The 23367-nt window shown below is 72.7% G+C and carries 18 protein-coding genes; 5 read left to right on the top strand and 13 right to left on the bottom strand.

All coding sequences use genetic code 11. The features are described from left to right. Positions 1–40 precede the first annotated feature (40 nt). The 6 genes from G011_RS0101685 to ppdK all read right to left on the bottom strand — a co-directional run bounded on the left by G011_RS0101685 (position 41) and on the right by ppdK (position 9102). Positions 41–733, bottom strand: coding sequence for an L-ribulose-5-phosphate 4-epimerase (locus tag G011_RS0101685; RefSeq protein ID WP_019606939.1), 693 nt, complete (start codon positions 731–733; stop codon positions 41–43). Further along, positions 730–2403, bottom strand: coding sequence for a ribulokinase (araB, locus tag G011_RS0101680; protein WP_019606938.1), 1674 nt, complete (start codon positions 2401–2403; stop codon positions 730–732). Before araB ends, G011_RS0101685 begins: the two co-directional genes overlap by 4 nt. Before the next feature lie 89 nt (positions 2404–2492). Next, the gene (locus G011_RS0101675; protein ID WP_019606937.1) at positions 2493–3503 is read right to left on the bottom strand and encodes a LacI family DNA-binding transcriptional regulator; all 1011 of its coding nucleotides are present in this window, start codon (positions 3501–3503) and stop codon (positions 2493–2495) included. A gap of 174 nt (positions 3504–3677) precedes the next feature. Then, positions 3678–4928: a deoxyguanosinetriphosphate triphosphohydrolase gene (locus G011_RS0101670; protein ID WP_019606936.1), complete on the bottom strand. Its 1251-nt coding sequence runs from the start codon at positions 4926–4928 to the stop codon at positions 3678–3680. A 51-nt stretch (positions 4929–4979) separates the two neighbouring features. After that, complete coding sequence (locus tag G011_RS0101665) at positions 4980–6035, bottom strand: YdcF family protein (RefSeq protein WP_019606935.1); 1056 nt, start codon at positions 6033–6035, stop codon at positions 4980–4982. A 370-nt stretch (positions 6036–6405) separates the two neighbouring features. Next, on the bottom strand, positions 6406–9102 hold the full coding sequence (gene ppdK, locus G011_RS0101660; protein ID WP_019606934.1) for a pyruvate, phosphate dikinase: 2697 nt from the start codon (positions 9100–9102) through the stop codon (positions 6406–6408). Positions 9103–9522: 420 nt separating this feature from the next. On the opposite strand from ppdK, the gene G011_RS0101655 reads away from it, so the two are divergent. Beyond that, a complete protein-coding gene (locus G011_RS0101655) occupies positions 9523–10329 on the top strand; it encodes a hemolysin III family protein (RefSeq protein WP_019606933.1) in 807 nt (268 codons plus the stop codon). A 214-nt stretch (positions 10330–10543) separates the two neighbouring features. Here the strand turns inward: G011_RS0101655 and G011_RS0101650 are convergent, their stop codons facing one another. From G011_RS0101650 to G011_RS0101625, 6 genes are all read right to left on the bottom strand, one after another. Next, positions 10544–11926, bottom strand: a complete 1383-nt coding sequence (locus tag G011_RS0101650; protein ID WP_019606932.1) for a permease prefix domain 1-containing protein — start codon at positions 11924–11926, stop codon at positions 10544–10546. Further along, complete coding sequence (locus tag G011_RS0101645) at positions 11926–12300, bottom strand: PadR family transcriptional regulator (RefSeq protein WP_019606931.1); 375 nt, start codon at positions 12298–12300, stop codon at positions 11926–11928. The genes G011_RS0101650 and G011_RS0101645 overlap by 1 nt, the downstream gene beginning before the upstream one ends. Before the next feature lie 272 nt (positions 12301–12572). Beyond that, a complete protein-coding gene (locus G011_RS0101640) occupies positions 12573–13133 on the bottom strand; it encodes a pyridoxamine 5'-phosphate oxidase family protein (RefSeq protein ID WP_019606930.1) in 561 nt (186 codons plus the stop codon). Positions 13134–13259: 126 nt separating this feature from the next. Further along, positions 13260–14648 (bottom strand): glycine--tRNA ligase, encoded by a 1389-nt coding sequence (locus G011_RS0101635; RefSeq protein WP_013151792.1) that lies wholly within the window; start codon positions 14646–14648, stop codon positions 13260–13262. Between the two features lie 244 nt (positions 14649–14892). Further along, a complete protein-coding gene (locus G011_RS0101630) occupies positions 14893–15189 on the bottom strand; it encodes an antibiotic biosynthesis monooxygenase (protein WP_026337919.1) in 297 nt (98 codons plus the stop codon). A gap of 170 nt (positions 15190–15359) precedes the next feature. Continuing rightward, entirely contained in the window at positions 15360–19049 is a 3690-nt protein-coding gene (locus tag G011_RS0101625; RefSeq protein ID WP_026337918.1) for a CDP-glycerol glycerophosphotransferase family protein, read from the bottom strand. A gap of 325 nt (positions 19050–19374) precedes the next feature. Here G011_RS0101625 and G011_RS0101620 point away from each other — a divergent pair, with 325 nt between their 5' ends. From G011_RS0101620 to G011_RS0101605, 4 genes are all read left to right on the top strand, one after another. Further along, positions 19375–19746 (top strand): DUF6703 family protein, encoded by a 372-nt coding sequence (locus G011_RS0101620; protein ID WP_026337917.1) that lies wholly within the window; start codon positions 19375–19377, stop codon positions 19744–19746. 72 nt (positions 19747–19818) lie between these two features. Next, on the top strand, positions 19819–20652 hold the full coding sequence (locus G011_RS0101615) for a metal ABC transporter ATP-binding protein (protein ID WP_019606927.1): 834 nt from the start codon (positions 19819–19821) through the stop codon (positions 20650–20652). Continuing rightward, positions 20645–21547 carry a metal ABC transporter permease gene (locus G011_RS0101610; protein ID WP_019606926.1) on the top strand — a complete coding sequence of 301 codons (903 nt, stop codon included), beginning with the start codon at positions 20645–20647 and terminating at the stop codon, positions 21545–21547. The genes G011_RS0101615 and G011_RS0101610 overlap by 8 nt, the downstream gene beginning before the upstream one ends. After that, positions 21544–21915: a Fur family transcriptional regulator gene (locus tag G011_RS0101605; protein ID WP_013151786.1), complete on the top strand. Its 372-nt coding sequence runs from the start codon at positions 21544–21546 to the stop codon at positions 21913–21915. Before G011_RS0101610 ends, G011_RS0101605 begins: the two co-directional genes overlap by 4 nt. A 12-nt stretch (positions 21916–21927) precedes the next feature. On the opposite strand, the gene G011_RS0101600 is transcribed toward G011_RS0101605, so the two are convergent. After that, positions 21928–23331, bottom strand: coding sequence for a hypothetical protein (locus tag G011_RS0101600; RefSeq protein WP_026337916.1), 1404 nt, complete (start codon positions 23329–23331; stop codon positions 21928–21930). Positions 23332–23367 lie beyond the last annotated feature (36 nt).

The raw sequence follows: 23367 nt of genomic DNA, 5'->3' as shown, positions 1-23367 counted from the left end.
TGTCGGAGGCCGTCGCGCGGCGGGTGCCGCTGGAGGCGCCCTACTGGCCGTAGACGTTCTGGTAGCGGTCGTGGAGGGCGTCGATGTGCTCCTGGGGAAGGCGCTGGAGGGGGCCGCCCTGGCGGGCGATGTGGACGGTCCGGGCGACGTCCTCGCACATCACGGCGGCCTTGACCGCCGCCCTGGCGCCCGCTCCGACGGTGAACACGCCGTGGCCGCGCATGAGGACGGCCGGTGAGCGGTGGCCCTCCAGGGTGGCGACCACGCCCCTGCCGATGTCGTCGCCGCCGATGAGGGCGAACGGGCCGACGGGGATGTCGCCGCCGAACTCGTCGGCCATCGCGGTGATCGCGCAGGGGATGGCCTCGCCGCGCGCGGCCCAGGCGGTGGCGTAGGGGCTGTGCGTGTGCGCGACGCCGCCGACGTCGGGGCGGGCGCGGTAGACGTAGGCGTGGGCGGAGGTGTCGCTGGAGGGCTTGTGCTCGCCCTCCACCAGGCGGCCGTCCAGGTCGCAGACGACCATGTCGGCCGGGGAGAGGTCGTCGTAGGAGACGCCGCTGGGCTTGATCACCATCAGGTCGGCGCCGGGAACGCGGGCGGAGACGTTGCCGCTGGTCCAGGTGACGAGGTTCCACCGGGGCAGTTCGGCGTGCAGGGCGCACACCAGGGCGCGCAGGCGCTCCACCTCCTCCCGGTGCTCCTCGGGCACGGCCGTGGGGGTGGGGGCGGTCATCGTTCTCCTTCCCCGCCGCTCGCGGCGGCGGCCAGGGCGGCGTTGCGCAGGGCCCGCAGGCGGTGCAGACTGCGGCTGCCGCCCCGGCCGAAGTGGTCGTGGAGTTCGGTGTAGAGGGCGAAGAGCCCGTCGTAGGCGGCGGCCCGGACCGGGTCGGGGTCGACCGTCCCCTCGCGCACCCCGCCCATGGCGGCGGAGGCGGCGTGGATGTCGGGGTGGGCCCCGGCGGCGACCGCGGCGTGGATGGCGGCCCCCACGGCGCAGCTGTGCTCGGAGGCCACGACGCGCAGCGGCCGGTCCAGGACGTCGGCGTAGACCTGGAGGACGAAGGGGTTGCGGACCATGCCGCCGCCGATGGTGAGGTCGTGCACGGGGACCCCGGCGTCGGCGAAGGCCTCGACGATGGTGCGGGTACCGAAGGCGGTGGCCTCGACCAGGGCCCGGTAGACCTCCTCGGGCCGGGTGGCCAGGGTCAGGCCGACGAGCACGCCGGACAGGTCGTGGTCGACCAGGACCGAGCGGTTGCCGCTGTGCCAGTCCAGGGCCAGGAGTCCGTGCTCCCCCACCGCGGCGTCGGCGGCCCGTTCCGAGAGCAGGTCGTGGACGGACAGGCCGCGTTCGCGGGCCTCCTCGTGGTAGGCGGGGGGCACGTAGGAGTCGGCGAACCAGGCGAAGACGTCGCCGACACCGCTCTGGCCCGCCTCGTAGCCCCACGCTCCGGGGGTGATGCCGCCGTGGGCCAGACCGCACATGCCCGGGACCTCGGCGAGGACGTCGGAGTTCATGACGTGGCAGGTGCTGGTGCCCATGATGGCGAGCATCCGGCCGTTGCCGGTGGTCTGCGCGGTGGCGGCGGTGACGTGCGCGTCGATGTTGCCGACCGCGACGGGGACGCCCTCGGGCAGCCCGGTCCAGGCCGCGGCGCGGGCGGTGAGGCCGCCCGCGCGCTCGCCGAGCTGGGACAGGGGGTGGGCGAGCTTGTCGCGGACGAAACCGGAGAAGCCCGGATCCAGGGCGGCCAGGAAGTCCGCCGAGGGCCACTCCCCGTCCTGGTGGATGCCCTTGTAGCCGGCGGTGGCGACGTTGCGGGTCTCGTGCCCGCACAGCTGCCACACGATCCAGTCGGCGGCCTCGATCCAGCGGTCGGCGCGCTCGTACACGTCGGGGTCGTCGCGCAGGACCTGGAGTGCCTTGGCGAACTCCCACTCGGAGGAGATCTTCCCGCCGTAGCGGGCCAGCCACTTCTCACCGCGTTCGGCGGCCAGGGCGTTGATCTCGTCGGCCTCGGGCTGGGCGGCGTGGTGGCGCCACAGCTTGGGCCAGGCGTGCGGGCGCCGGGCCAGGTCGGGCAGCTCGCACAGGGGCGTGCCGTCCGCGGTCACCGGCAGGACCGTGCAGGCGGTGAAGTCGGTGCCGATGCCGACGACCCGTTCCGGCGCGACCCCGGCGGCGCGCAGCGCCTCGGGGACGGCGGTGCGCAGGACCTCGCGGTAGTCCTCGGGGTGCTGGAGCGCGGTCTCGGGTTCGAGGGGGTCGGCCGATCCGGGCAGGTGCGCGGTGATGACGCCGTGCCGGTAGACGGAGTCGGCGGAGCCGAGTTCGGCGCCGTCGCCGACCCGGACGACGACGGCGCGGCCGGAGAGGGTGCCGAAGTCGACGCCGACGACCACCGGATCGGGAGAACGTGAATTGTTAGCGCTAACATTCTGGGCCAAGGGAAGCTCCTCCGTGAGGGGGCGGACAGGGAGGTCTCAGGGGGTCACGGCGGCGGAGGCCCGCTGCTGCCGCGCACCCGCAACCGCGCCGGGACGACCCGGCGCGCGGCCCCGGCGGGGTCGGCCGAACCCTCCCGGGCGATCTCGGCGAGCAGCAGGGCCAGGCTCTCCCGGCCCACCTGGGCGAAGTCCTGGTGGACGGTGGTCAGGGACGGGGTCAGGTACTCGGCCTCGGGGATGTCGTCGAAGCCGACCACGCTGACGTCGCCGGGGACGCGCAGGTCCGCCTCGTGCAGCGCGCGCAGCACGCCGATGGCCATCTGGTCGTTGCCCACGAAGATCGCCGTGACCCGCTCCCCCGAGGCGCGCCTGCGCACCAGCGCCAGGCCCAGCTCGTAGCCCGACCGGGGGCTCCAGTCCCCCTGGAGCGGTTCGGGGACCGGTGCTCCGGCCTCCTCCAGCGCCCGGCGCCACCCGACCACCCTGGCCGCGGACTCCAGCCACAGGGGATCGCCCTCCACGTGGTGGACGGTCGTGTGGCCCAGGTCGAGCAGGTGGCGGACGGCGTCGTGGGCGCCCTGGACCTGGTCGACGCAGACGACGGGAAGGCCCGAGCCCTCTCCGCCCTCGACCGCGACCAGGGGTCCGGGGCCGGGCAGCGCGGCCAGCGCCTCCACCAGGGCGCGCTGGGGGGCGATCGCCACGCAGCCCTCGACCGACTGCTGGATCAGGTAGTCGGCGGCCGCGACCACGCCCTCGGGAGACACGTCGTCGAGGCTGACCATGCTCAGGAAGTAGCCCGCCTCGCGCGCGGCCCGCTCGATCCCCGCCAGGGTCTGCGCCGGACCGAAGAGCGTGGGGTCGAAGGCGATGACGCCGAGCACGTTGGTGCGGCGGGTGACCAGGGCGCGCGCGGTGGAGTTGCGGTGGTAGCCCAACTCCTCGATGGCGTCGCGTACCCGGAGCACCGTCTCCTCGCGGACGTTGGGGTGGCCGTTGACCACGCGCGACACCGTCTGGTGGGAGACTCCGGCCAGCCGGGCCACGTCCGCCATGACGGGGGTACGGCCACCTGGGGGTTTCACCGGGACGACACCTCCGGGCACAGGAAGGGGGGACTTCTGTGATGTGCGCAACATTGTTAGCGCTCACATCAGTGAAGTCAACCCCCCTTCACCCCGGTCGTGGAAACGGGGGAAGGGGCCGGGGACGCGGACGCGGTCCCGCGCTCAGCCCGTGAGGCTGGCGTGCAGCGCGGTCGCGGAGGTGTCGGTGAGCGAGGCGACCTGGTCGATGACCACGCGCAGGGCGGCGGAGTCGTCGGCGGCCCCGGTGAAGGCGGCGCGGAACTGCGGGTCCAGGCCCTCGGGGGCGTTCTTCCACAGGAGTCCGACCAGCTCGGTGATCAGGCGGCGTTCCTCGGCCTGGTAGACCCGGGCCTCCTCCCGCGAGAGCACGAAGTGGGCGGCGACCGCCTTGAGCAGGGCGCACTCCAGCAGGGGGCGGCGGGGCACGATGAGGTCGCCGCCGTAACGGGTGAGGCGCCCGGGACCGTACGCGGCGCGGGTGGCCTCCTCCGCGGCCCGGCAGAAGCGGCCGATGAGCCCGCTGGTGAGGTTCTTGAGCGCGGCGAGCGAGGCGAGGTCGCCGGTGAACTCACGCGGCCACGCGGGGTGGGCGATCAGGTCGGTGAAGACCTCGTCGAGTTCGGCCGGGTCGGCGTCGCAGTAGTCGGCGGCGGCGATCCGCACGACCTCGGCGCGCTCGGCGGCGCCGCGCAGGGCCGCGGGGTCCACCAGCCCGGCGTGCAGGGCGTCCTCGACGTCGTGCACGGAGTAGGCGACGTCGTCCGCCCAGTCCATGACCTGGGCCTCGAAGCAGGTGCGGCCCGGGGGCGCGTCCCGGCGCAGCCAGTCGAACACCTCGGTGTCGTCGGGGTAGCAGTTGAACTTGTGGGTGTTGCCGCCCTCGCCCCGGAGCCAGGGGTACTTGACGGTGGCGTCGAGGGTGGCGCGGGTGAGGTTGAGCCCCGCGCTGCGCCCGTCGGGGTCGATGACCTTGCCCTCCAGGCGCACGAGCAGGCGCAGGCTCTGGGCGTTGCCCTCGAACCCGCCGCAGTCGGCGGCGGCCTCGTCCAGGGCGCGCTCGCCGTTGTGGCCGAAGGGCGGGTGACCCAGGTCGTGGGACAGGCAGGCCGCCTCCACCAGGTCGGGGTCGCAGCCCAGGGCCTGGCCGAGTTCGCGGCCGATCTGGGCGCACTCCAGGGAGTGGGTGAGGCGGGTGCGCGGGAAGTCGCTCACACCGGGCTGGACGACCTGGGTCTTGGCGGCCAGGCGGCGCAGGGCGGCGCTGTGCAGGACCCGGGCCCGGTCCCGCTCGAAGGGGTCGCGGGCCCGGTTCTTGCGGTTCTCCAGGGCCATGCGCTCGGTGTCCTGGTCGGTGTAGCCGAGCGCTCCGCCCTCGCGGGGATTGTTCGTCATCGTGTGTGCGAGCCTACTTCCCAGCTACGACCCGGGCGCCGTCCGCGCTGGTCAGGCGGCATCGACCTGGATGTCGCTGCTGTCGTTGAAGATCCAGTAGTACCAGAGCGCCGCGGTCTCCCTGGTGATGTACCACAGCTGGGTGCGGCGCTCGATGACCGCGGGCCCCGACCGCGAGGGCGAGGTGCCCGCCTCGATGCCGTGGGCGGCGGCCATGCGTTCGGAGCGCAGGCTGTGCCAGGGGTCGGAGACGAGGATGGCGGTGTCCCAGGAGTTGGCCTCGAAGACCTCGGCGACGGCTTCGATGCTCTGGAGGGTGTCGCTCCCCTCCTCCACCGCGATGACCTGGTCGCCGGGGACGCCCACCTCGACCAGCCAGTTGCGTCCGGAGGCGGCCTCGGTGAAGTTGTCGCCGGGCAGCTTGCCGCCGACGGTGACGATGACCGGGGCCACGCCCTCCAGGTAGAGGACCTGGGCTTGGCGCAGCCGGGCCTCGAAGACGGGCGAGGGCACGCCGTTGTACTGGCTGGCGCCGAGCACGACGATGGCGTCGGAGGGGGTGCGCTCGTCCTGGCGGGCCACGTACCAGACCCAGGCCCAGGTGCCGACCGGGACGGCCAGGGCGGTGACCAGCAGCAGGCTGACCAGCCAGCGCAGGCGGAAGCGGCGCCGACCGCGGCGGCGCGGCCGGGAGAAGGACGGCGGCTCGGGGCGGCGGCGGGACGCGGTCTCCGGGGCGCGCGGGAACTCCTCCTCCGGGAACCCCACCTCGGGGGGTGCGGGCGCCGGAGGCGGGGAGACGCGGGCGCGGGGCCGCGGACGCTCGCGGACGAAACGGCGGGTGAAGACGGCGTCGTCGGCCGCCGGAAGGTCGGCGGGCACGCCCTGCGGGGCGGTCGCCCCGGGCGTCAGGACCTCGTCGCGCCGGAACTCCCGTGTGGTCTCGTCGTCGGAGAACGCTCGGGTGCTCTCGGCGCCCTCGGCACCGGAGGACGCGGGGAAGTAGGCCCCCCGGGAGAAGACCTGGGTGGCCTCGTCGTCGGACGAGGGAGCGGTGGTCGGGTCGTCCCACGGCTCGTCGCCGCGGCCGTCGTTCGCCGTTCGCACCGGCTCACCTCCGCACATTCTCTGGTCGGGGGGTGTGTCACCCCCACTGGGACGGCCTCCGACCACCGCTGGTTCTCAGCGATTCGGCCCGTGGGGGGACCGTGGCGGAGGGTGGTGTCAGCGCACCCCGTACCCGGTTCCGCGGGCACGGGGAGGCGGGCGGGGAAGTGGTGGCCCGGCTGGCGGCCAGAATACATCACGAACAGATCACAGCGCATTTTCCACGCGTGCGGCTGACCGGGACGAGTCTAGGGCGTCGGGGAGGCGCCGTTTCCCCTCTGGGCAGGGACTTCCACCGCCTTGGGGGTCGGAGAAGGACGGGTGCGGCGGTCCGTGGGGACCGCCGCACCCGCGTGCGTCCTCGACTCGGTCAGGGCGCGGTGTGTCCGGCGGCCCGGCCCGCCTCCAGGCGGGCGACGGGTACCCGGAACGGGGAACACGAGATGTAGTCCAGGCCCACGCGGTGGAAGAAGTGCACCGAGGCGGGGTCGCCGCCGTGTTCACCGCACACCCCGAGCTTGATGCCCGGGCGCGCGGCGCGCCCCTCCTCCGCCGCGATGCGCACGAGGCGGCCCACGCCGTCCACGTCCAGGGACTCGAACGGCGAGACCCCGAACACGCCCTTCTCCAGGTAGGCGGAGAAGAAGGAGGCCTCCACGTCGTCGCGCGAGAAGCCCCAGACCGTCTGGGTGAGGTCGTTGGTGCCGAAGGAGAAGAACTCGGCGTTCTCGGCGATCTGCCCGGCGGTCAGCGCGGCGCGAGGCAGCTCGATCATCGTGCCGACGGGGAAGTCGAGTTCGACGCCGTTCTCCCGGCCCACCTCGCGCAGCACGCGCAGCGCGTCCTCGCGGATGATCTCCAGTTCCTGCACGGTGCCCACCAGCGGGATCATGATCTCGGGGCGGGGGCGTCCGCCCTCGGCGATCCGGTCGACGGCGGCCTGGGCGATGGCGCGCACCTGCATGGTGAACAGCCCCGGCACGACCAGGCCCAGGCGCACGCCGCGCAGGCCCAGCATCGGGTTCTGCTCGTGCAGCTTGTGCACCGCCTGGAGCACCCGCAGGTCGTTCTCGTGGCTCTCCCCGCGCGCCTCGGCCACGGCCACGCGCACCGACAGCTCGGTGATGTCGGGCAGGAACTCGTGCAGCGGCGGGTCCAGCAGGCGCACGGTCACCGGCAGGCCGTCCATGGCCGCCAGGATGCCGCCGAAGTCCTCGCGCTGGAGCGGCAGCAGCGCGTCGAGGGCCTGCTCCTGCTCCTGCGCGGTGTCGGCGAGGATGAGCCGCTCCACGAGTTGGCGGCGGTCGCCCAGGAACATGTGCTCGGTCCGGCACAGGCCGATCCCCTGCGCTCCCATGCGGCGGGCCCGGGCGGCGTCCTCGGCGGTGTCGGCGTTGGCGCGCACGCGCATGCGGCGGGCGGCGTCCACGTAGTGCATGAGGCGGTCCACCGAGCGCACGAGGTCGTCGGCCTCGTCGGAGGCGGGGTCGATCTCGCCCTCGAAGTAGCGCACGACGGGCGAGTCCACCACGGGGACCTCGCCGAGGAGGACCTCGCCGCTGGTGCCGTCGATGGAGATGACGTCGCCCTCCTCGACCACCTCGCCGCCGGGCGCGGTCATGCGCCGGTTCTTGGTGTCGATGTCGAGCTCCTCCGCGCCGCACACGCAGGTCTTGCCCATGCCGCGGGCGACCACGGCGGCGTGCGAGGTCTTGCCGCCGCGGCTGGTGAGGATGCCCTCGGCGGCGATCATGCCCTCCAGGTCGTCGGGGTTGGTCTCGCGGCGGCACAGGATGACCCTCTCTCCGCTGCGCGACCACTTGACGGCGGTGTAGGAGTCGAAGACGGCCTTGCCGACGGCGGCGCCGGGCGAGGCGTTCATGCCGCGGCCGAGGCGGTGGACGTCCGTCCCGGAGAGGGCCCCCTCGTCGAAGCGGGGGAACATCAGCTGGGCGAGCTGGTCGCCGGTGACCCGCTGGACCGCCTCGTCCAGGGTGATCAGGCCCTGGTCCACGAGCTGGTCGGCGATGCGGAACGCGGCGGCGGCCGTGCGCTTGCCCACCCGGGTCTGGAGCATCCACAGCCTGCCGCGCTCGATGGTGAACTCGATGTCGCACAGGTCGCGGTAGTGGTTCTCCAGAGTGTCCATGATGCCCATCAGCTCCCCGTAGCTGGAGGCGTCGATCCGCTCCAGGTCGGCGAGGGGGACGGTGTTGCGGATCCCGGCCACCACGTCCTCGCCCTGGGCGTTCTGGAGGTAGTCGCCGTAGACGCCGGGCTGGCCGGTGGCGGGGTCGCGGGTGAAGGCGACGCCGGTGCCCGAGTCCATGCCGAGGTTGCCGAAGACCATGGAGCAGACGTTGACGGCCGTGCCGAGGTCGGCGGGGATGCGCTCCTGGCGGCGGTAGAGGACGGCGCGGGGGGCGTTCCAGGAGTCGAAGACCGCCCGGACCGCGAGCACCATCTGCTCGCGGGGGTCGCTCGGGAAGGGGCCGCCGGTGCGCTCGCGCACGACCTCCTTGAAGCGGTCCACGAGCCGGCGCAGGTCGGCGGCGTCCAGGTCCAGGTCGCTGGTGACGCCCTTGGCGGCCTTGACCTCCTCGATGGCGTCCTCGAAGAGCTCGCCGTCGATGCCCTGCACGGTCTTGCCGAACATCTGGATCAGGCGCCGGTAGGAGTCCCAGGCGAAGCGCTCGTCACCGCCCCGGGCGGCCAGGCCCACGACGGACTCGTCGTTGAGGCCGATGTTGAGGACGGTCTCCATCATGCCGGGCATGGAGAACCTGGCTCCCGAGCGCACACTCACCAGGAGCGGGTCGTCGGCCTGGCCCAGGCGGCGCCCCATGGCCTTCTCCAGCTCCTGGAGGTTGGCCTCGATCTCGGCGTCGAGTCCGGCGGGCATGCTGCCGTGGGAGAGGTAGTGGCGGCACGCCTCGGTGGTGATGGTGAACCCGGGGGGAACGGGCAGGCCGAGGTTGGTCATCTCGGCGAGGTTGGCCCCCTTACCGCCGAGGAGATCCTTCAGGTCCTTGTTGCCCTCGGTGAACGTGTAGACGTACTTGGCCACGGGGGTGCTCCCTCGCTTCTCGACGGCGCAGTGCTGGGTCGGCGCCTGTGCCCGGATGGGCGCGACTCTATCCACACTCCGCATCATCACTCGCCCATGAACTCCCTTTTTTCACCATATTCCCAGTTCACAGCTATTAAAGAGGTCTATACCAATGGTTCAGCAAAAGGGAAGCCTTCGGGCACCCCGATCCGGTGCGCGGGGCCACCGGTGAAGACGACTTCGCTGGTCACGGTGGCGCTAGTGCGCTCGGAAGCCCCGCACCCCCGGTGAACACCGCTACGGGAACACACACGACCAATCCTGTGCCACATCCGCCACGGGAGAATGCCTGTGCCGCGAAACACAGGACTACCCACCAGTAACCTACGGAGCCGTAGGTTAGGCTTCGGGTGGGCCCGCAGCGGGGCGGACCGCGGGATGGAGGAGTGCAGCGTGTCGGAGGAACAGGCGCGGGGTACCGGGCGTACGGAGGCCGACCGGAAGGACCGCGGGGCCCCGCGCGACGGCGGGCGGAAACCGGGATCCGGCACCCCCTCGGACGCATCCGTGCCCGAGAGGGCCGCGGCGGCGGCCGAGGAGCTGCTGGAGGCGGTCAAACCGCGGCTGCGCGGCTGGCTGCACCTGGGGACGGCACCGCTCGCCCTGGCGGCGGGCATCGTCCTGGTGTCCCTCTCCCCCACCACGCCCGCCATGATCGCCAGCGCCGTGTACGCGCTCAGCGCGGTGATGCTCTTCGCCACCTCGGCGGTCTACCACGTGGGGAACTGGTCGCCGGGCGCGCAGAAGGTGCTGCGCCGCATGGACCACTCCAACATCTACCTGATCATCGCGGGCACCTACACGCCGTTCGTGCTGCTCGTGCTCGAAGGCACACTGCGCACCGCCATGCTGGCGCTGATCTGGGGCGGGGCGATCGCCGGGGTCGGCTTCAAGATGCTGTGGCTCAACGCACCGCGCTGGCTGTCCACCGCGTTGTACCTGGCCATCGGCTGGGTGGCGGTGCTGTTCATCCCCCAGCTGATCGGCGGCACCCACCCGGCGACGTGGATCCTCATCCTGGTGGGCGGGGTGCTCTACAGCGTGGGCGCGGTGGTCTACGGGCTCAAGTGGCCCGACCCGGCGCCGCGCTGGTTCGGCTTCCACGAGATCTTCCACTCGCTGACCATCGCGGCGTTCGTCTGCCACTATGTCGCGGTGTCGTTCGTGGTCTACACCACGGGTTGAAAGACCGGGCACCGCGACCGGGGGTGCCCTTCGCGGCCCACACCACGGGCTGAAAGACCGGGCACCGCGACCGGGGGTGCCCTTCGCGGCCCACACCACGGGCTGAAAGGCCAGGCACCGCGTCTCCCGGTCCATTGACCGCAGGCCGCGCGCCCCCGTGTGCCGGGTCCCTCCCCGAGGGACCCGGCACACGGGGGCGTGACCGCCACCCGGATCAGGCGAAGCCGAACACCGGCGGGAACACCAGCACGACCAGCCCCGCCCAGACCGCGTAGACCGGCAGGTAGGCCGTCTGCCACCGTTCGACCGCGGCGAACGGGCGGGTGCCCCGTACGAAACCCGCCATCAGCCACGCCGACCACGCCAGGTGCACCAGCAGCACGAGGTTGAGACCGAGCGCGGCGGTCTTGTTGGCGGTGAACCCGAACTCGGCGATACGGGTCAGCATCGCCGTCAGCGCGACGGCGTCCACCGCGAGCGCCGCCCCGACCAGCGCGAGCTGGAGCCAGTCGAACACACCCGGCGGGGACAGCGGGGCGCGGGCGGAGACCGAGTACAGCAGCAGGAACAGGACCAGCACCAGAACGGCGTCCATGATGATGAGCAGTTCGCGGTCCACCGTGGTCAGCGGACCGTTCACCAGGAGCGCCACCAGGTCCGCGAGCAGCATCAGGACCGCCAGCGGCGTGAAGACCCGGGTCAGGACGGGCGCGATGTTCTCCACCACGCTCTTCTTGGCCTCCACCAGCCACGCGGCCACCAGGAGCGCGCCGGGCACGCCGAACGGCAGCAGCCAGTCCTCCATGAACGGTTCCAGGTCCACCTCCACCAGGGAGAGCACCCCGAAGGTGAGGCCGACCAGGACCGCGGACCCCAGCACGATCAGCGCCAGGTACATCACCAGCTCGCCCACGAAGCGCACGAAGTCCATGCGCCGGTCGTGGGACCGCCACTGCCCGCCCGTGTGCAGGACGCCCACGAGCAGCCACAGCAGGACCGGGGCGTGCGTGAACGCGAGCACGGCGGTCATGCCGGGGCCCGGGAACGGCCCGGAGGCCGTCTCGAACGGGTAGAGGTTCACGGCCAGGGCCGGTACCGCCGCGACGGCGGCCAGCGCCGCGCACACGCGCCAGGTGACCCGCCGTTTCCAGGCGAACCACCCCGCCAGGAACGGGAGCACCACGAAGGCGACGTTGCGCAACTGCGCGAACTCGTCGTCGACCGCCGTGAACAGGAGCTTGACCGCCAGCCCCGCGCCGAGCGCGAAGGCGATCACCACGCCGAGTTCGCGCCAGCGCGCGAGGCCGCCCTCCCCGTCCTCGGCCTCGGGGACCAGGACCAGCTGCTTCCAGAGCCGGTGGGAGTGCTCGCGCGCGAACTCCCGCGACACCTCGTCCAGGTTGCCCATGCGCCTGACCGCGACGAGGAAGGCCTCCTCGTCGTCCAGGCCGCTCGCCCCCAGGTCGGCGATCTGTTCGCACAGGTGGTCCTCCATCTCCTCGATGTCGGAGGGGGAGATGGCCCGGCGGCGGCGCACGAAGCCGCGCCACTGGTCGATCTGCTCCTCCAGGACGTCACCGCGTGTGTCCTCGCTCATCAGGCGATCCCCCCTGCCGCGGCGTCCCCGAGGACCGGTGGCCGCGACGCGGCCTGCCACACCTGCTGGAGGGCGTCGGCGACGACGTCCCACTGCTTCTGCCGCTCGGCCAGCGTCTCCAGCCCGGCCTCCGTGATGGCGTAGTGCTTGCGGCGGCGCCCCGTCTCGGACGTGCCCCAGGACGCCCGGACGTAGCCGTTGCGTTCGAGGCGGTGCAGCAGGGGGTAGAGCATGCCGTCCGTCCACTGCATCCGGCCGTCGGAGAGCTCCTTGACGCGTTTGACGATGGCGTATCCGTAGGACTCGCCCTCGGCCAGGATGCCCAGGACGAGCGGTGTGGCCGACGCCGCGACCAGATCCTTGTCGATGTGCACGCGCACTTCCTATACCTAGTTCCGCTAGGGTTATTTACCCTAGCAGAGCTAGGCATAGAAGAGCGAGGTATCGAGTTGGGTCTCCGCCGGTGTCACGATTCGCTCACACGACAGGACAAGACACACCAAACGACCGCGTAACGCGCACCCCCTACCGCTAGGTTGAGAACCGGTTCCCCCGGTCGTGTGCGGCCGGGGGCCGAAGAGGCGGCCGGAATCCAATCCCCCCGGGTCCGGCCGTCTCGCCGTGCCCTCAGCCCCGAGCCCACCCCTCAGGCGGTCGGCGGAAGGCCCGGCAGTCCGTCGACGCTGGCGGAGTTGCGGGTGAGCCGATGGTCGTCGAAGTAGGCGGGATCGCGGCGTTCTTGGTAGCGGTCCAGCAGGTCCCGGTCGCCGCGCAGGTCCATCAGCGGCACGGAGAACCCGCAGGAGTCAGAGATACGCCGGACGTCGACCACGATGACCGCGCGCTGGCCCAGGGCGCGTTCCTTGGGGAAGTGGGCACGCAGCTCATCGAACCCCGGCTCCTCGGGGAGCACGGCCCGGCCGGTGCCGTGGAGGCGGACGATGTTCGGCGGCCCGTCGAAGGCGCAGAACATCAGCACGATCCGGCCGTTCTCTCGCAGGTGGGCGATGGTCTCGACACCGGAACCGGTGTAGTCGAGGTAGGCCACCCGGTGCTCGCCGAGCACGGCGAACGTCCCGCTCATCCCCTTGGGTGAGACGTTGACGTGGCCGTCCCCGGCGAGCGGTGCGGTCCCCACGAAGAAGACCGGTTGGGCGAGGAGGAAGCGCGCGAGCCGGTCACCGATGGAGTCGTGGATCTTTCCCATGGCACCGAGCTTTCCACCCGACCGGTTCCGCGCTCTGGCCAGCCCCCGCCGGAGGGTCCGGACTCCGCGAAAGCACGAGGGCCGCCCGCCCCGATCGGGGACGGACGGCCCTCGCCGCGCCGGTGGCTAGCAGCCGGGCAGGCGCTCGAACAGGTAGGTCTCCACGCGGTCCAGGGACACGCGCTCCTGGGACATGGTGTCGCGCTCGCGCACGGTCACCGCGTCGTCCTCCAGGGTGTCGAAGTCCACCGTCACGCAGAACGGGGTGCCGATCTCGTCCTGGCGGCGGTAGCGGCGGCCGATCGCCCCGGCGTCGTCGAACTCCACGTTCCAGCGCTTGCGCAGCCTGGCGGCCAGGTCGCGGGCCTTGGGCGAGAGGTCGGCGTTGCGCGACAGCGGCAGCACCGCGGCCTTGACCGGGGCCAGGCGCGGGTCCAGGCGCATGACGGCGCGCTTCTCCAGCTTGCCCTTGGCGTTGGGCGCCTCGTCCACGTTGTAGGCGTCCAGCATGAACGTGAGCACCGCCCGGTCGACACCGGCCGCGGGCTCGATGACGTAGGGGATGTAGCGCTCGTTGCTCTCCTGGTCGAAGTAGGACAGGTCCACGCCCGAGGCCTCGGAGTGCGTCCGCAGGTCGTAGTCGGTGCGGTTGGCGATGCCCTCCAGCTCCCCCCACTCGGAGCCCTGGAAGTTGAAGCGGTACTCGATGTCGACGGTGCGCTTGGAGTAGTGGGACAGCTTCTCCTGCGGGTGCTCGTACAGACGCAGGTTGTCCTTGGCGATGCCCAGGTCGACGTACCACTGGTGGCGGATGTCGATCCAGTGCTGGTGCCACTCCTCGTCGCTGCCGGGCTTGACGAAGAACTCCATCTCCATCTGCTCGAACTCGCGGGTCCGGAAGATGAAGTTGCCCGGGGTGATCTCGTTGCGGAACGACTTGCCGATCTGGCCGATGCCGAAGGGAACCTTGCGACGGGCGCTCTGCTCGACGTTCTTGTAGTTGATGAAGATGCCCTGGGCGGTCTCCGGGCGCAGGTAGGCCAGGCCCTTCTCGTCCTGGACCGGGCCCAGGTAGGTGCGCAGCAGGCCGTTGAACATGCGCGGCTCGGTGAAGGAGTCCTTGGCGCCGCAGTTGGGGCAGGCGATGGCGGCCAGGCCCTCGGCGGGCTCGTGGCCGTGCTTCTCCTCGTAGGCCTCGACGAGGTGGTCCGCCCGGAAGCGCTTGTGGCAGGACTGGCACTCGGTGAGCGGGTCGACGAAGGCCGTCACGTGGCCGGAGGCCTCCCAGACCTCGCGGGCCAGGATGACGCTGGAGTCCAGGCCGACGATGTCGTCGCGCTCCTGCACCATGGAGCGCCACCACTGGCGCTTGACGTTGTTCTTGAGCTCGACGCCGAGGGGGCCGTAGTCCCAGGCGGCTCGCAGACCCCCGTAGATCTCGCTGGAGGGGTAGACCAGACCTCGGCGCTTGGCGAGGTTGACCAGTGCGTCCATCGCCTCTGACTTGGCGGCCATGGGGAACTCTCCATCCGGCTGGGTGTCGGTGGATCGCGTGCGCGATACATCGGTTGGTGTGGAAATGCGGCGCCGCCGAAACCAGGGAGCGGCAACAGCGACGACCGCGTCCACCCAGGCTAGAGCAACCAGGGGTGCGCGCACGCACGTTTCGAGGGTGCGGCAACCCTCTTCAGGGGTGCGGAAACCCTCCCTGGAGGTGCGGAAACCGCCCCCAAGCGTGCGGAAGCCGCCCGGATGGGCTTCAGGTCGGGGCCCCACCCCCGGTCACGATCTCGAACGCGGTGGGTTCGTCGATGGCGCGCGAGAGCAGCGGCACGGCGTTGACCTTGACGTCGAAGTCGGACAGGGCCCTGCGGTAGAAGCCGGCGCCGTCCCACTCGGTGACCACGGTCCACAGGCAGGGGTCGTCCGCGGCGCGGCCCACCCGGTGGCCTCGGAAGCCGGGGCGGCGGGAGAGCACCTCGATCGCGGTGGCGGCGTCGGTCTGGAAGGCCGCGGTGTCGGCCTCGGGCACGGAGTAGCGGGTGATGACGATCACGGTCCCATTGTGGCCCACCCGGGAGGCCCCCGGACGGTTGTCCACAGGCGCGGATCCCGCTCCGGGCGGCCCTCGTCCCGGGGGTGCGGACCCCGCAAGGACCCCGGAGGCCCGGGGCGCCCCGGCGCCGTGTCCCGGGGACGCGCGGCCCCCGGGACACGGGCCCCGGATCACTCCCGGCCGAAGACCCGGTCCACGACGCGGGCCGCGGCCCGGCCGTCGTCGAGCGGGCAGAACCGCTCCACGAACGAGCGGTAGGCGTCCCCGCTGCGCCGGGCCACCTCGTCGATGTCGAGCAGGGCCTCGACCACCTGGTCGGACTCGGTCAGCAGCGGGCCCGGCGCGGTCTCCTCGAAGTCGAAGTAGAACCCGCGCAGGTTGTCCCGGTAGCTCTCCAGGTCGTAGGTGAAGAAGAGCATCGGCCGCCCGGTGTTGGCGAAGTCGAACATCATCGACGAGTAGTCCGTGACGAGCACGTCGGTGATGAGGAAGAGCTCCATGATCTCCGGGTAGAGGGACACGTCGTGGACGAAGTCCCTGCCCACGATCGGCACGCTGTCCACCACCCGCGGGTGCCTGCGCACCAGGAGCACGTGGTCGTCGCCGAGCTTGTCGTACATCCGGCGCAGGTCCAGGTGCAGGTCCAGCTTGTGCCTGCCGCGCGTGTAGTACTTGTCGTCGCGCCAGGTCGGCGCGTACAGCACCACCTTCCTGCCCTCGGGCAGGCCGAGCCTGCGGCGGGTGCGCTCGGCGACGGCCTCGCGGTCGGGGGCGAAGAAGACGTCGTTGCGCGGGTAGCCGGTCTCCAGCACCTCGCCCTCGAAGCGGAAGGCGCTGCGCAGGATCGGGGTCGCCCACGGGCTCGGCGAGACCAGGTAGTCCCACTGCGCGGTCTCCCAGGCGAGCTTGTCGAAGTAGTCGCGCGACTTGCCGCGGATGTTCTCGACGTCGAAGCCGATGCGCTTGAGCATCGAGCCGTGCCAGGTCTGCACGACCACCTGGTCGGGGCGGCGGTGGAACCACGGGGGCTGGCGGGAGTTGGTGACCAGGTAGCGGGTACGGGCCAGCGCCTCGTAGTACTCCCGGCCCCGGTGCCGCACGGCGGTCAGGTCGTCGGGCAGGCGCACCTGGCCGTCGGCGACCAGCCACGACATCGGGTACTGCGCCCAGCGCGCCCTCCCCCGCAGCTCCGCGTAGACGCTCTGCGGGCTGTCGGAGTACTGGCGGCCGGTGTAGCTGTCGAAGAGCACGCCCTCGGTGACGGGCTCGCGGCGCCGGGCCGGGTAGTGGCGCTCGCGCAGCTCGCGCTGGGCGAAGGTGCCGCGCTCGGCGGGGCGCAGGTCGCTGCCCACCTGGAGCACGGGGACACCGCGCCCCTGGCAGGAGAGGGTGTAGGCGCGCTCGCCGGTCTGCATCTCCAGCGGCAGGCCCGGGATGAGCGCGTCGGAGAACTCCACGCCCACGTCCGTCGCGTCGGCGCCGCCCCCGGCGGCCTCGCTGACCCGGCCCCCCAGCTGGTAGGCGCCCGCGGGCAGGGACAGCTCGCCGGACAGGGTGGGGACGTCGGCGGGGGCGAAGCGGGCCGTGAAGCGGCTGCCGGAGCGCTCCACCCGCAGCGGGTGCTCCTCGTCGCGGCCGCGCGCCCGGGCGACCAGGTCCAGTTCGGCGTCGGCGGAGAACTCCCCCTCCAGCAGCAGGGCGCGGCCCTCCCAGCGGGCGCGGTCGACCACGGGCCGGGCGTGCCCCGCGCGCAGCTTGAGGTGACCGGTCGCGGTGCGCAGCACGGCCAGCTCGCGGTGGCCGTCCTCGGCCGCGTAGGCGGCGGTGGCCGTCTCGTCGGGCAGGATCAGGGCGACGGCCTGCCCGTCCGGGGTCACCAGGTGGACGTCCCACTCCTCCTGGCGGATCACGCCGCCGCACTCGGTGACGCTGCGGTCGAAGAGCTCGTCGGCGCGTACGCGGGCGGTGACGCGGCCGCCGTGGACGGTGGCCGGGTAGGTGAGCGCGGCGGTGCCGGGGCGGCGGGTCAGGCGCAGCCCGGTGGCCTCGGCCGCGGGCGCCGACACCAGTTCGCCCTCCAGCTCCAGCACACCGGTGCGGGCGTCGAAGCGGTGCTCGGCCACGCGCGCGCGGGCCGGTTCGACGCTGATCAGCAGCTGGCGGTCCCTGCTCCAGTGCGGGCGCACCCACACGTCCCCGTCCACGCGGTGGTAGCCCGGGCGCTCGGGCGGGCCGGGGACGGGGTTGGCGACGATCCTGCGGCGGGTGATCCCGCGGTTGAGGACGACCAGCTCCAGCTTCCAGTCTCCGGGCTCCCAACCGCCGGAGGAGCGCAGCTTGCGGGGGTCGACGATGACGGTGAAGCCCCCGTGGTCGTGGCGGGCGGCGTCGATGACGTCGGGGAGGCGGTACTCGGCGGCGAGCCGCACCCGCACGGGCACGCGGACACGGCGGCGGGTGGCGGTGTTGACCGCGAAGGCCGCCAGGTGCTGCTGCCATCGTCTGCGGGCGCGCAGGTGGCGGATGCCGACGCGGCCGCTGACGTGCAGGCGCCCGTTCGACCAGCGGACGTCCTCGGTCTTCTGGCGGACCCGGATGTCCTCGCCGAGCCGGTACACCTCGCGCGGCACCGCCCGGTCGGGGTCCTGCGACTCGAAGAAGGGGTAGCTGACGTAGTAGCCCAGGCCGCGCCGCACGACGGTGGCCTTCTTGATCTCGACGCTCTTGGCGAAGGTCGCGACCTCCAGGACGTCGGCCGTGCGCCGCTTGCGCACCAGGTGGTACAGGAGGCGGTCGAGCACGTTGAGGCCGCGCAGGAGGCGCGCGGGCACGTGGTCGAGGTAGGCGTTGACCAGGTCGACGACGGCCTCGCGGGCCTCCTCGTCGGCGTCGTCCAGGCGCAGCAGGAGCTGGTGCAGCTCGCCGCCGAGCAGGGTGCGGTCCCACAGCTCGCGGTCGGCGCTGGCGAGTCCGACGGCGAGGTCGCCCATCGCGGTGAGGCGCCGGGTGAGCGCGGCCTTGTCCAGGGGCCGGCGGGCGGCCTCGCGCCGGCGCATGAGCAGGACGGGGCCGGGCAGGGTGTCCACGGTCTCCGCGGACAGGGCGGCCCGGCGCAGGCCCAGGTCGGCGTCCTCGGGGTCCAGGGAGTGGTCGGGCAGGGAGTTCCAGAACTCCCTGCGCCAGAGCTTGTTGCCCAGGGTGGCGTCGGCGGCGAGTCCGGGGACGGCGCGGGGGTCCTCGGCCATGCGGTGCCTGCCGCAGTACCTGCGGTGCGCCTTGGACGGGGAGGCGCCCAGCTCGTCGAACCTGTACGCGTTGCCGACGACCAGGTCCGAGCGGGTGTCGCCCGCGCTGCGCAGGAGGTAGGCCAGGGCGTAGCCGGTGAGGGCGTCGGAGCCCTCCAGGAAGAGCAGGTGGGTGCCGTGCGCGGCGGCGGCGCCGCGGGCGCGGGCGGCCGGGCGGTCGGGGGCGGGTTCGCCGTTCAGGAGCGTGGCGGTGAGGCCGGGCGGCGGCGCGGCGGCGAACGCGGCGGCGAGGGCGAGCGCGTCCTCGCGGGCGGGTTCGACGGCCTCGTCCCCCTGTTCGTTCTCCTCCCCTCGGGTGTCGCCCTCGGCGTTCTCGGCGGCGTCCTCGTCGCCTCCGTTGTCGGCGTCGGTGTTCTCGGGGCCGGACTCGGCCGCGGGCTCGGCGCCGTCGGCGCGGAGGCGGTCACCGTCGCGGACGGGGACCAGGACCACCTGCGCGTCCGCCCGGGGCTCGCCGGTCCCGCCGTCGTCGCGTTGGCGGGCCAGGGAGTCGAGGCAGTGCTGCAGGTGGGGCTCGGTGACGTCGAACGTCACGATGACAGTGGCTTCAGGCACGGAAGTTGACACCCTCCGGAGGGTTCGACGGGCCGCGCGGGCGACTGGGCGCGCTGGCCGCGTGCATCAGACGACTGACGACTGCGGGTGTGGATTTTGTGACTCAGAGTCAACACGGTACCGATGGCTGTGCGCCGCGCGGAAGACGGGAGGGGGTGTTCGGCGCAGCCGCACCGGCGCCCGGCGGCGGACCGGGGTCCTGCACTAGGGTTCAGGACACAAGTATCACAGGCCCGGTGGCCCCACCGCCCACCTTTTCGGGATGGGCGCGCCCCCGCGCGGGCCTGTCCGGCGGCGGCACGGACCAGAAGCGGACACGGACAGCATGGCCCCTCCCGAACACGGTGACGAGAAGCGGCGTCCAGACCAGGACCGACCCCGGCGCGAGGGGGGCTCCCCCCGCGCGAGGAGGACGGGCGGACTGCGCAGGGCGGTGGAGGAGCGCAGCGCGGTGCCGCTCGTGTGGCTGCACCAGGGCCCCCGGTGGTTGGCGCCGCTGGTGGTGGGCGCACTGTTCATCGCGGGGCTGGTGGCGCCCGGCCCGGTCGGCGCGGCGTGCCTGCTGCTGGTCGCCGCGTTCGTGGCGTGGCTGGCGTTCCTGACCTGGCCCTCCCTCGGCGGCCAGCCGCGGGCCGCGCGGGTGCTCATGGTGGTGGTCGTGCTGGTGCTGGCGGTGGCGCGGATCCTGGGTTACTGACAGGACGACACCGAAAAGATCACGAATCCGCCATATTTTGACAATCATTTTCGTTTTCGTGATAATGGAACGGTGTCTGACCAGTTCAAGGCCGTCGCGGGCGACGCGCCGCCCGCCTTCCAGGCCGTCGACGCGCGCGTCGCCTACGACGGCGTCCCCGTGCTCGACGGTGTGAGCCTCGACGTGCCCGCGGGCCAGACGATGGCCGTCCTGGGCCCCAACGGCTCCGGCAAGTCCACCCTGATGCGCTCGATGCTGGGCATCGTGCCCCTGACCTCCGGCGAGGTCCTGGTGCACGGCGTCCCACTGCGTAGGTTCCGCGCCTGGCGCCGGATCGGCTACGTGCCCCAGCGGCTCACCGCCGGGGGCGCCGTCCCCGCCACCGTCCGCGAGATCGTCGCCTCCGGGCAGGTCGCCTCGCGCCGTCGCCTGTCCCTGCCCACCCGTGCCGACCGCGCGGCCGTGGACGAGGCCCTGGAGACCGTCGGGCTGGCCGACCGGGGCCGCGACGCGGTGCGCGAGCTCTCCGGCGGCCAGCAGCAGCGCGTGCTCATCGCCCGCGCCCTGGCCGGTCGGCCCGACACCTTCGTCATGGACGAGCCCATGGCCGGTGTGGACGCCGAGAACCAGCGCGCGCTGGCCGGGACCATCACCCGCCTGCGCGAGCGCGGCGCGACCGTGGTCCTGGTCCTGCACGAACTGGGCCCGCTGGAGAACGTGATCGAGCGGGCCGTGGTGCTGGAGTCGGGCCGCGTGGTGCACGACGGCGCCGCGCCCGCGCCCACCGGCGAGTGCGCGCGGCCCGGACACGAGCACCAGCACCCCCACCCCGACCCCAACGCTCCCGACTCCGCGGGCACCACGGCCGCGGAGATGATCCGACTCGAGGTACCCGGCCGTGACTGAGCTGCTCCACTACGAGTTCATGCGGCGCGCGCTGGTCGCGGCGGTGCTCGTCGGCCTGGTCACCCCGATCATCGGCACCTACCTCGTCCAGCGGCGCCTGGCCCTGCTGGGCGACGGGATCGGCCACGTCGCCCTGACCGGGGTGGCCCTGGGCCTGCTCACCAGCACCTCTCCGGTGCTCACCGCGGCCGTGGTGGCCACGCTGGGCGCCGTCCTCATCGAGCTGGTGCGGGTGCGCGCCCGCACCAGCGGGGACGTGGCCCTGGCGCTGCTGTTCTACGGCGGCATCGCCGGTGGCGTGCTGCTCATCGGGCTCACGCCCGGGGCGAGCAACGCCACGCTGGTCTCCTACCTGTTCGGCTCGGTGAGCACGGTGGAGGAGTCCGACCTGTGGGTGGTGGGCGTGCTCGCCGCCGGGGTGATCGCGGTGGTGGCGGTGTTCGGCCGCGAGCTGTTCGTGCTGTGCCAGGACGAGGAGGTGGCGCGGGCCCACGGGCTGCCGGTGCGCTTCCTGAGCGTGCTGCTGGCCGTGACCGCCGCGCTGACGGTGGTGATCGCGATGCGCGTGGTGGGCGTGCTCATGGTGAGCGCGCTGATGATCGTCCCGGTCGCCGCCGCACAGCAGCTCACCAAGAGCTTCCGGGTGACGATGCTCCTGGCCGTGCTGATCGGACTGCTGTCCTCGGTGGGCGGCCTGACCACGTCCTTCTACGCCGAACTCTCCCCCGGCGCGACGATCGTGCTGCTGGCCCTGGCCGTCTTCGGCGTGGCCGTGGCGGTCGGCGGCGTGCTGCGCCGCACCTCGGGGCGCCGCTCCGCGGCGGTCTCCGATCCCGCCGGTGGGAGTTCGACCGGTACGATGCCCCAGACTGAGCGGGGGAAGGTGAGACCATGAGTACACGACGCGAGGCGGTCCGCCAGGCGCTGACCGGTTCCGACGGTTTCCGCAGCGCCCAGGACCTGTACGCGGACCTGCGCGCCGACGGTTCCAAGATCGGCCTGACCACCGTCTACCGGGCGCTCCAGGCGCTGAGCGACTCCGGTGAGGTGGACGTGCTGCGCACCGACGAGGGCGAGGCCGTCTACCGGGCGTGCGGCACCGAGAGCCACCACCACCACATCGTGTGCCGGGTGTGCGCGACCGCGGTGGAGATCGAGGGGCCCACGGTGGAGAAGTGGGCCGCCGAGATGGGCGCCCGGTACGGCTTCACCGGTGTGACGCACACCGTGGAGGTCTTCGGGACCTGCGCCAACTGCTCCTAGACAGGACGGCCGTCACGGCCGGTGGGCCCGTTCGGTGATGACCGAGAACACGGTGACCGGTTCACCGAAGTGCTCGGCCAGCAGCTCGGGCAGGGCCTCGCCGAGGTCGGTCCGGTCGAAGGCGGACTCCAGGGGCACGAAGTAGTCCGGCTCGGAGCCGTCCACCAGCAGTTCCCACCCGTACCCGCCGCCGCGCCACAGGGTACCCAACTCGACGCCGTCCACGTAGATGAGCGCGGTGTCGGCGTCCCGGTATCTGAGGCGCACCCACACCCGCCGCACCGCGCCGGAGGGCGGGGCGTCGGCGGCCGGGCCGCCCGCGGTGTCGGGAACCGCCCGCTCCGCCTCGGTGGCGTCCTCGGGAACGGTTGCCCTCGCCCCGATATCCGGTCCGCTCCCGGGAACGGGCGCCGGCGGCTCGGCGTCCGGGCCGCTCGCGGGGGCGGGAGCCGCCCGACCGGTCAGCGGACCCTCCTCCGGCGAGGGGTCCGACGGCCGGGAGACCGGTCTGCCGCCCGCCGGACCGGACAGGTTCGGGACCAGGTCGGGCTCCGCGGCCCAGGGCGAAGCCCACTCGAGCACGCGCCGCACATGGCGCACCGTGATCGGTCTGGGCGCCCCCCTGTCCTGGAACCACACCAGGTCGGGCTTCCGGCGGGCCCCGCCCCAGGCTCGGGCCACCGACGTCTGCCCGGCCCCGTCTCGCACCACGGCGCGAACGTGCCAGTCGCGGTCGGCTGGCCGCTCCGAACCCCACACCACGGCGGCGGTGAACGCCTCGGCGCCGAGCGGGGCGGAAGAGGGCGGGGGCGCGGTGCCGGGGGCGCTCACCCGCGGGGTACGGGCTGCGCCGTCGGCTGACCTCCCGTCGGCGTTGCCCTCCCCCGGCTCGGAGGACCCGGAGCGCGCCGAGGCCCCCGATCCGCGCCGGGGCGAGGGCCAGCGCGCGTGGTAGCGGCGCACGGCCGCCTCGAAGGTGTCCTCCTCGTGGGCGGCGCCGCTCCCCCGGGTACTCCACAGGGCCCGGATGTCGCGGACCATCGCGCGCCATCCGGCCCGGTCGCCGGGGTGGGTGCGGCCGACCGAGCGCAGCCGGGGCCTGCCCGCGTCGTCGACCGTCAGGGTGATCTCGGCGTACCTGACCTCCCGTGTCCCCCTGACGAACTGCCCGAAGCGGCAGTGGTAGCCCGGCGTCAGCAGGAGCGGGGTCCGCCCGTTCCCCGGGTGGGAGGCCATCACCAGCAGGTAGGACTCGTCCGAACGGGCCTCGACCGTCCCGAGGCTCTCGAAGAACTCGTAGTACCGCAGCGGCCCTATGAGCCGCAGTCGGAACTTCAGGCGCTCCCAACGCAGTCTCCGCAGTGTCGTCCTGAGGACTCGTGCGGACTCGCGCCGCCGTGCGGACTCGTCGGGCATGGGGGTTCCCCGCTGTGGACCGGTGGGCTCCGTCGA

The sequence above is a fragment of the Nocardiopsis sp. CNS-639 genome (assembly GCF_000381685.1).
Classification (GTDB): Bacteria; Actinomycetota; Actinomycetes; order Streptosporangiales; family Streptosporangiaceae; genus Nocardiopsis; species Nocardiopsis dassonvillei.
Note: the sequence above shows the minus strand (reverse complement) of the source record. Positions and strands in the feature narration are given on the sequence as shown.

What these genes read in the sequence shown, in the direction of transcription:
- G011_RS0101640 (WP_019606930.1), bottom strand. Translation starts at nt 13,133, where the DNA reads ATGGGAAAGATCCACGACTCCATCGGTGACCGGCTCGCGCGCTTCCTC.
- G011_RS0101655 (WP_019606933.1), top strand. Translation starts at nt 9,523, where the DNA reads ATGGAGGAGTGCAGCGTGTCGGAGGAACAGGCGCGGGGTACCGGGCGT.
- G011_RS0101600 (WP_026337916.1), bottom strand. Translation starts at nt 23,331, where the DNA reads ATGCCCGACGAGTCCGCACGGCGGCGCGAGTCCGCACGAGTCCTCAGG.
- G011_RS0101675 (WP_019606937.1), bottom strand. Translation starts at nt 3,503, where the DNA reads ATGGCGGACGTGGCCCGGCTGGCCGGAGTCTCCCACCAGACGGTGTCG.
- G011_RS0101605 (WP_013151786.1), top strand. Translation starts at nt 21,544, where the DNA reads ATGAGTACACGACGCGAGGCGGTCCGCCAGGCGCTGACCGGTTCCGAC.
- G011_RS0101635 (WP_013151792.1), bottom strand. Translation starts at nt 14,648, where the DNA reads ATGGCCGCCAAGTCAGAGGCGATGGACGCACTGGTCAACCTCGCCAAG.
- G011_RS0101620 (WP_026337917.1), top strand. Translation starts at nt 19,375, where the DNA reads ATGGCCCCTCCCGAACACGGTGACGAGAAGCGGCGTCCAGACCAGGAC.
- G011_RS0101685 (WP_019606939.1), bottom strand. Translation starts at nt 733, where the DNA reads ATGACCGCCCCCACCCCCACGGCCGTGCCCGAGGAGCACCGGGAGGAG.
- G011_RS0101670 (WP_019606936.1), bottom strand. Translation starts at nt 4,928, where the DNA reads ATGACGAACAATCCCCGCGAGGGCGGAGCGCTCGGCTACACCGACCAG.
- G011_RS0101650 (WP_019606932.1), bottom strand. Translation starts at nt 11,926, where the DNA reads ATGAGCGAGGACACACGCGGTGACGTCCTGGAGGAGCAGATCGACCAG.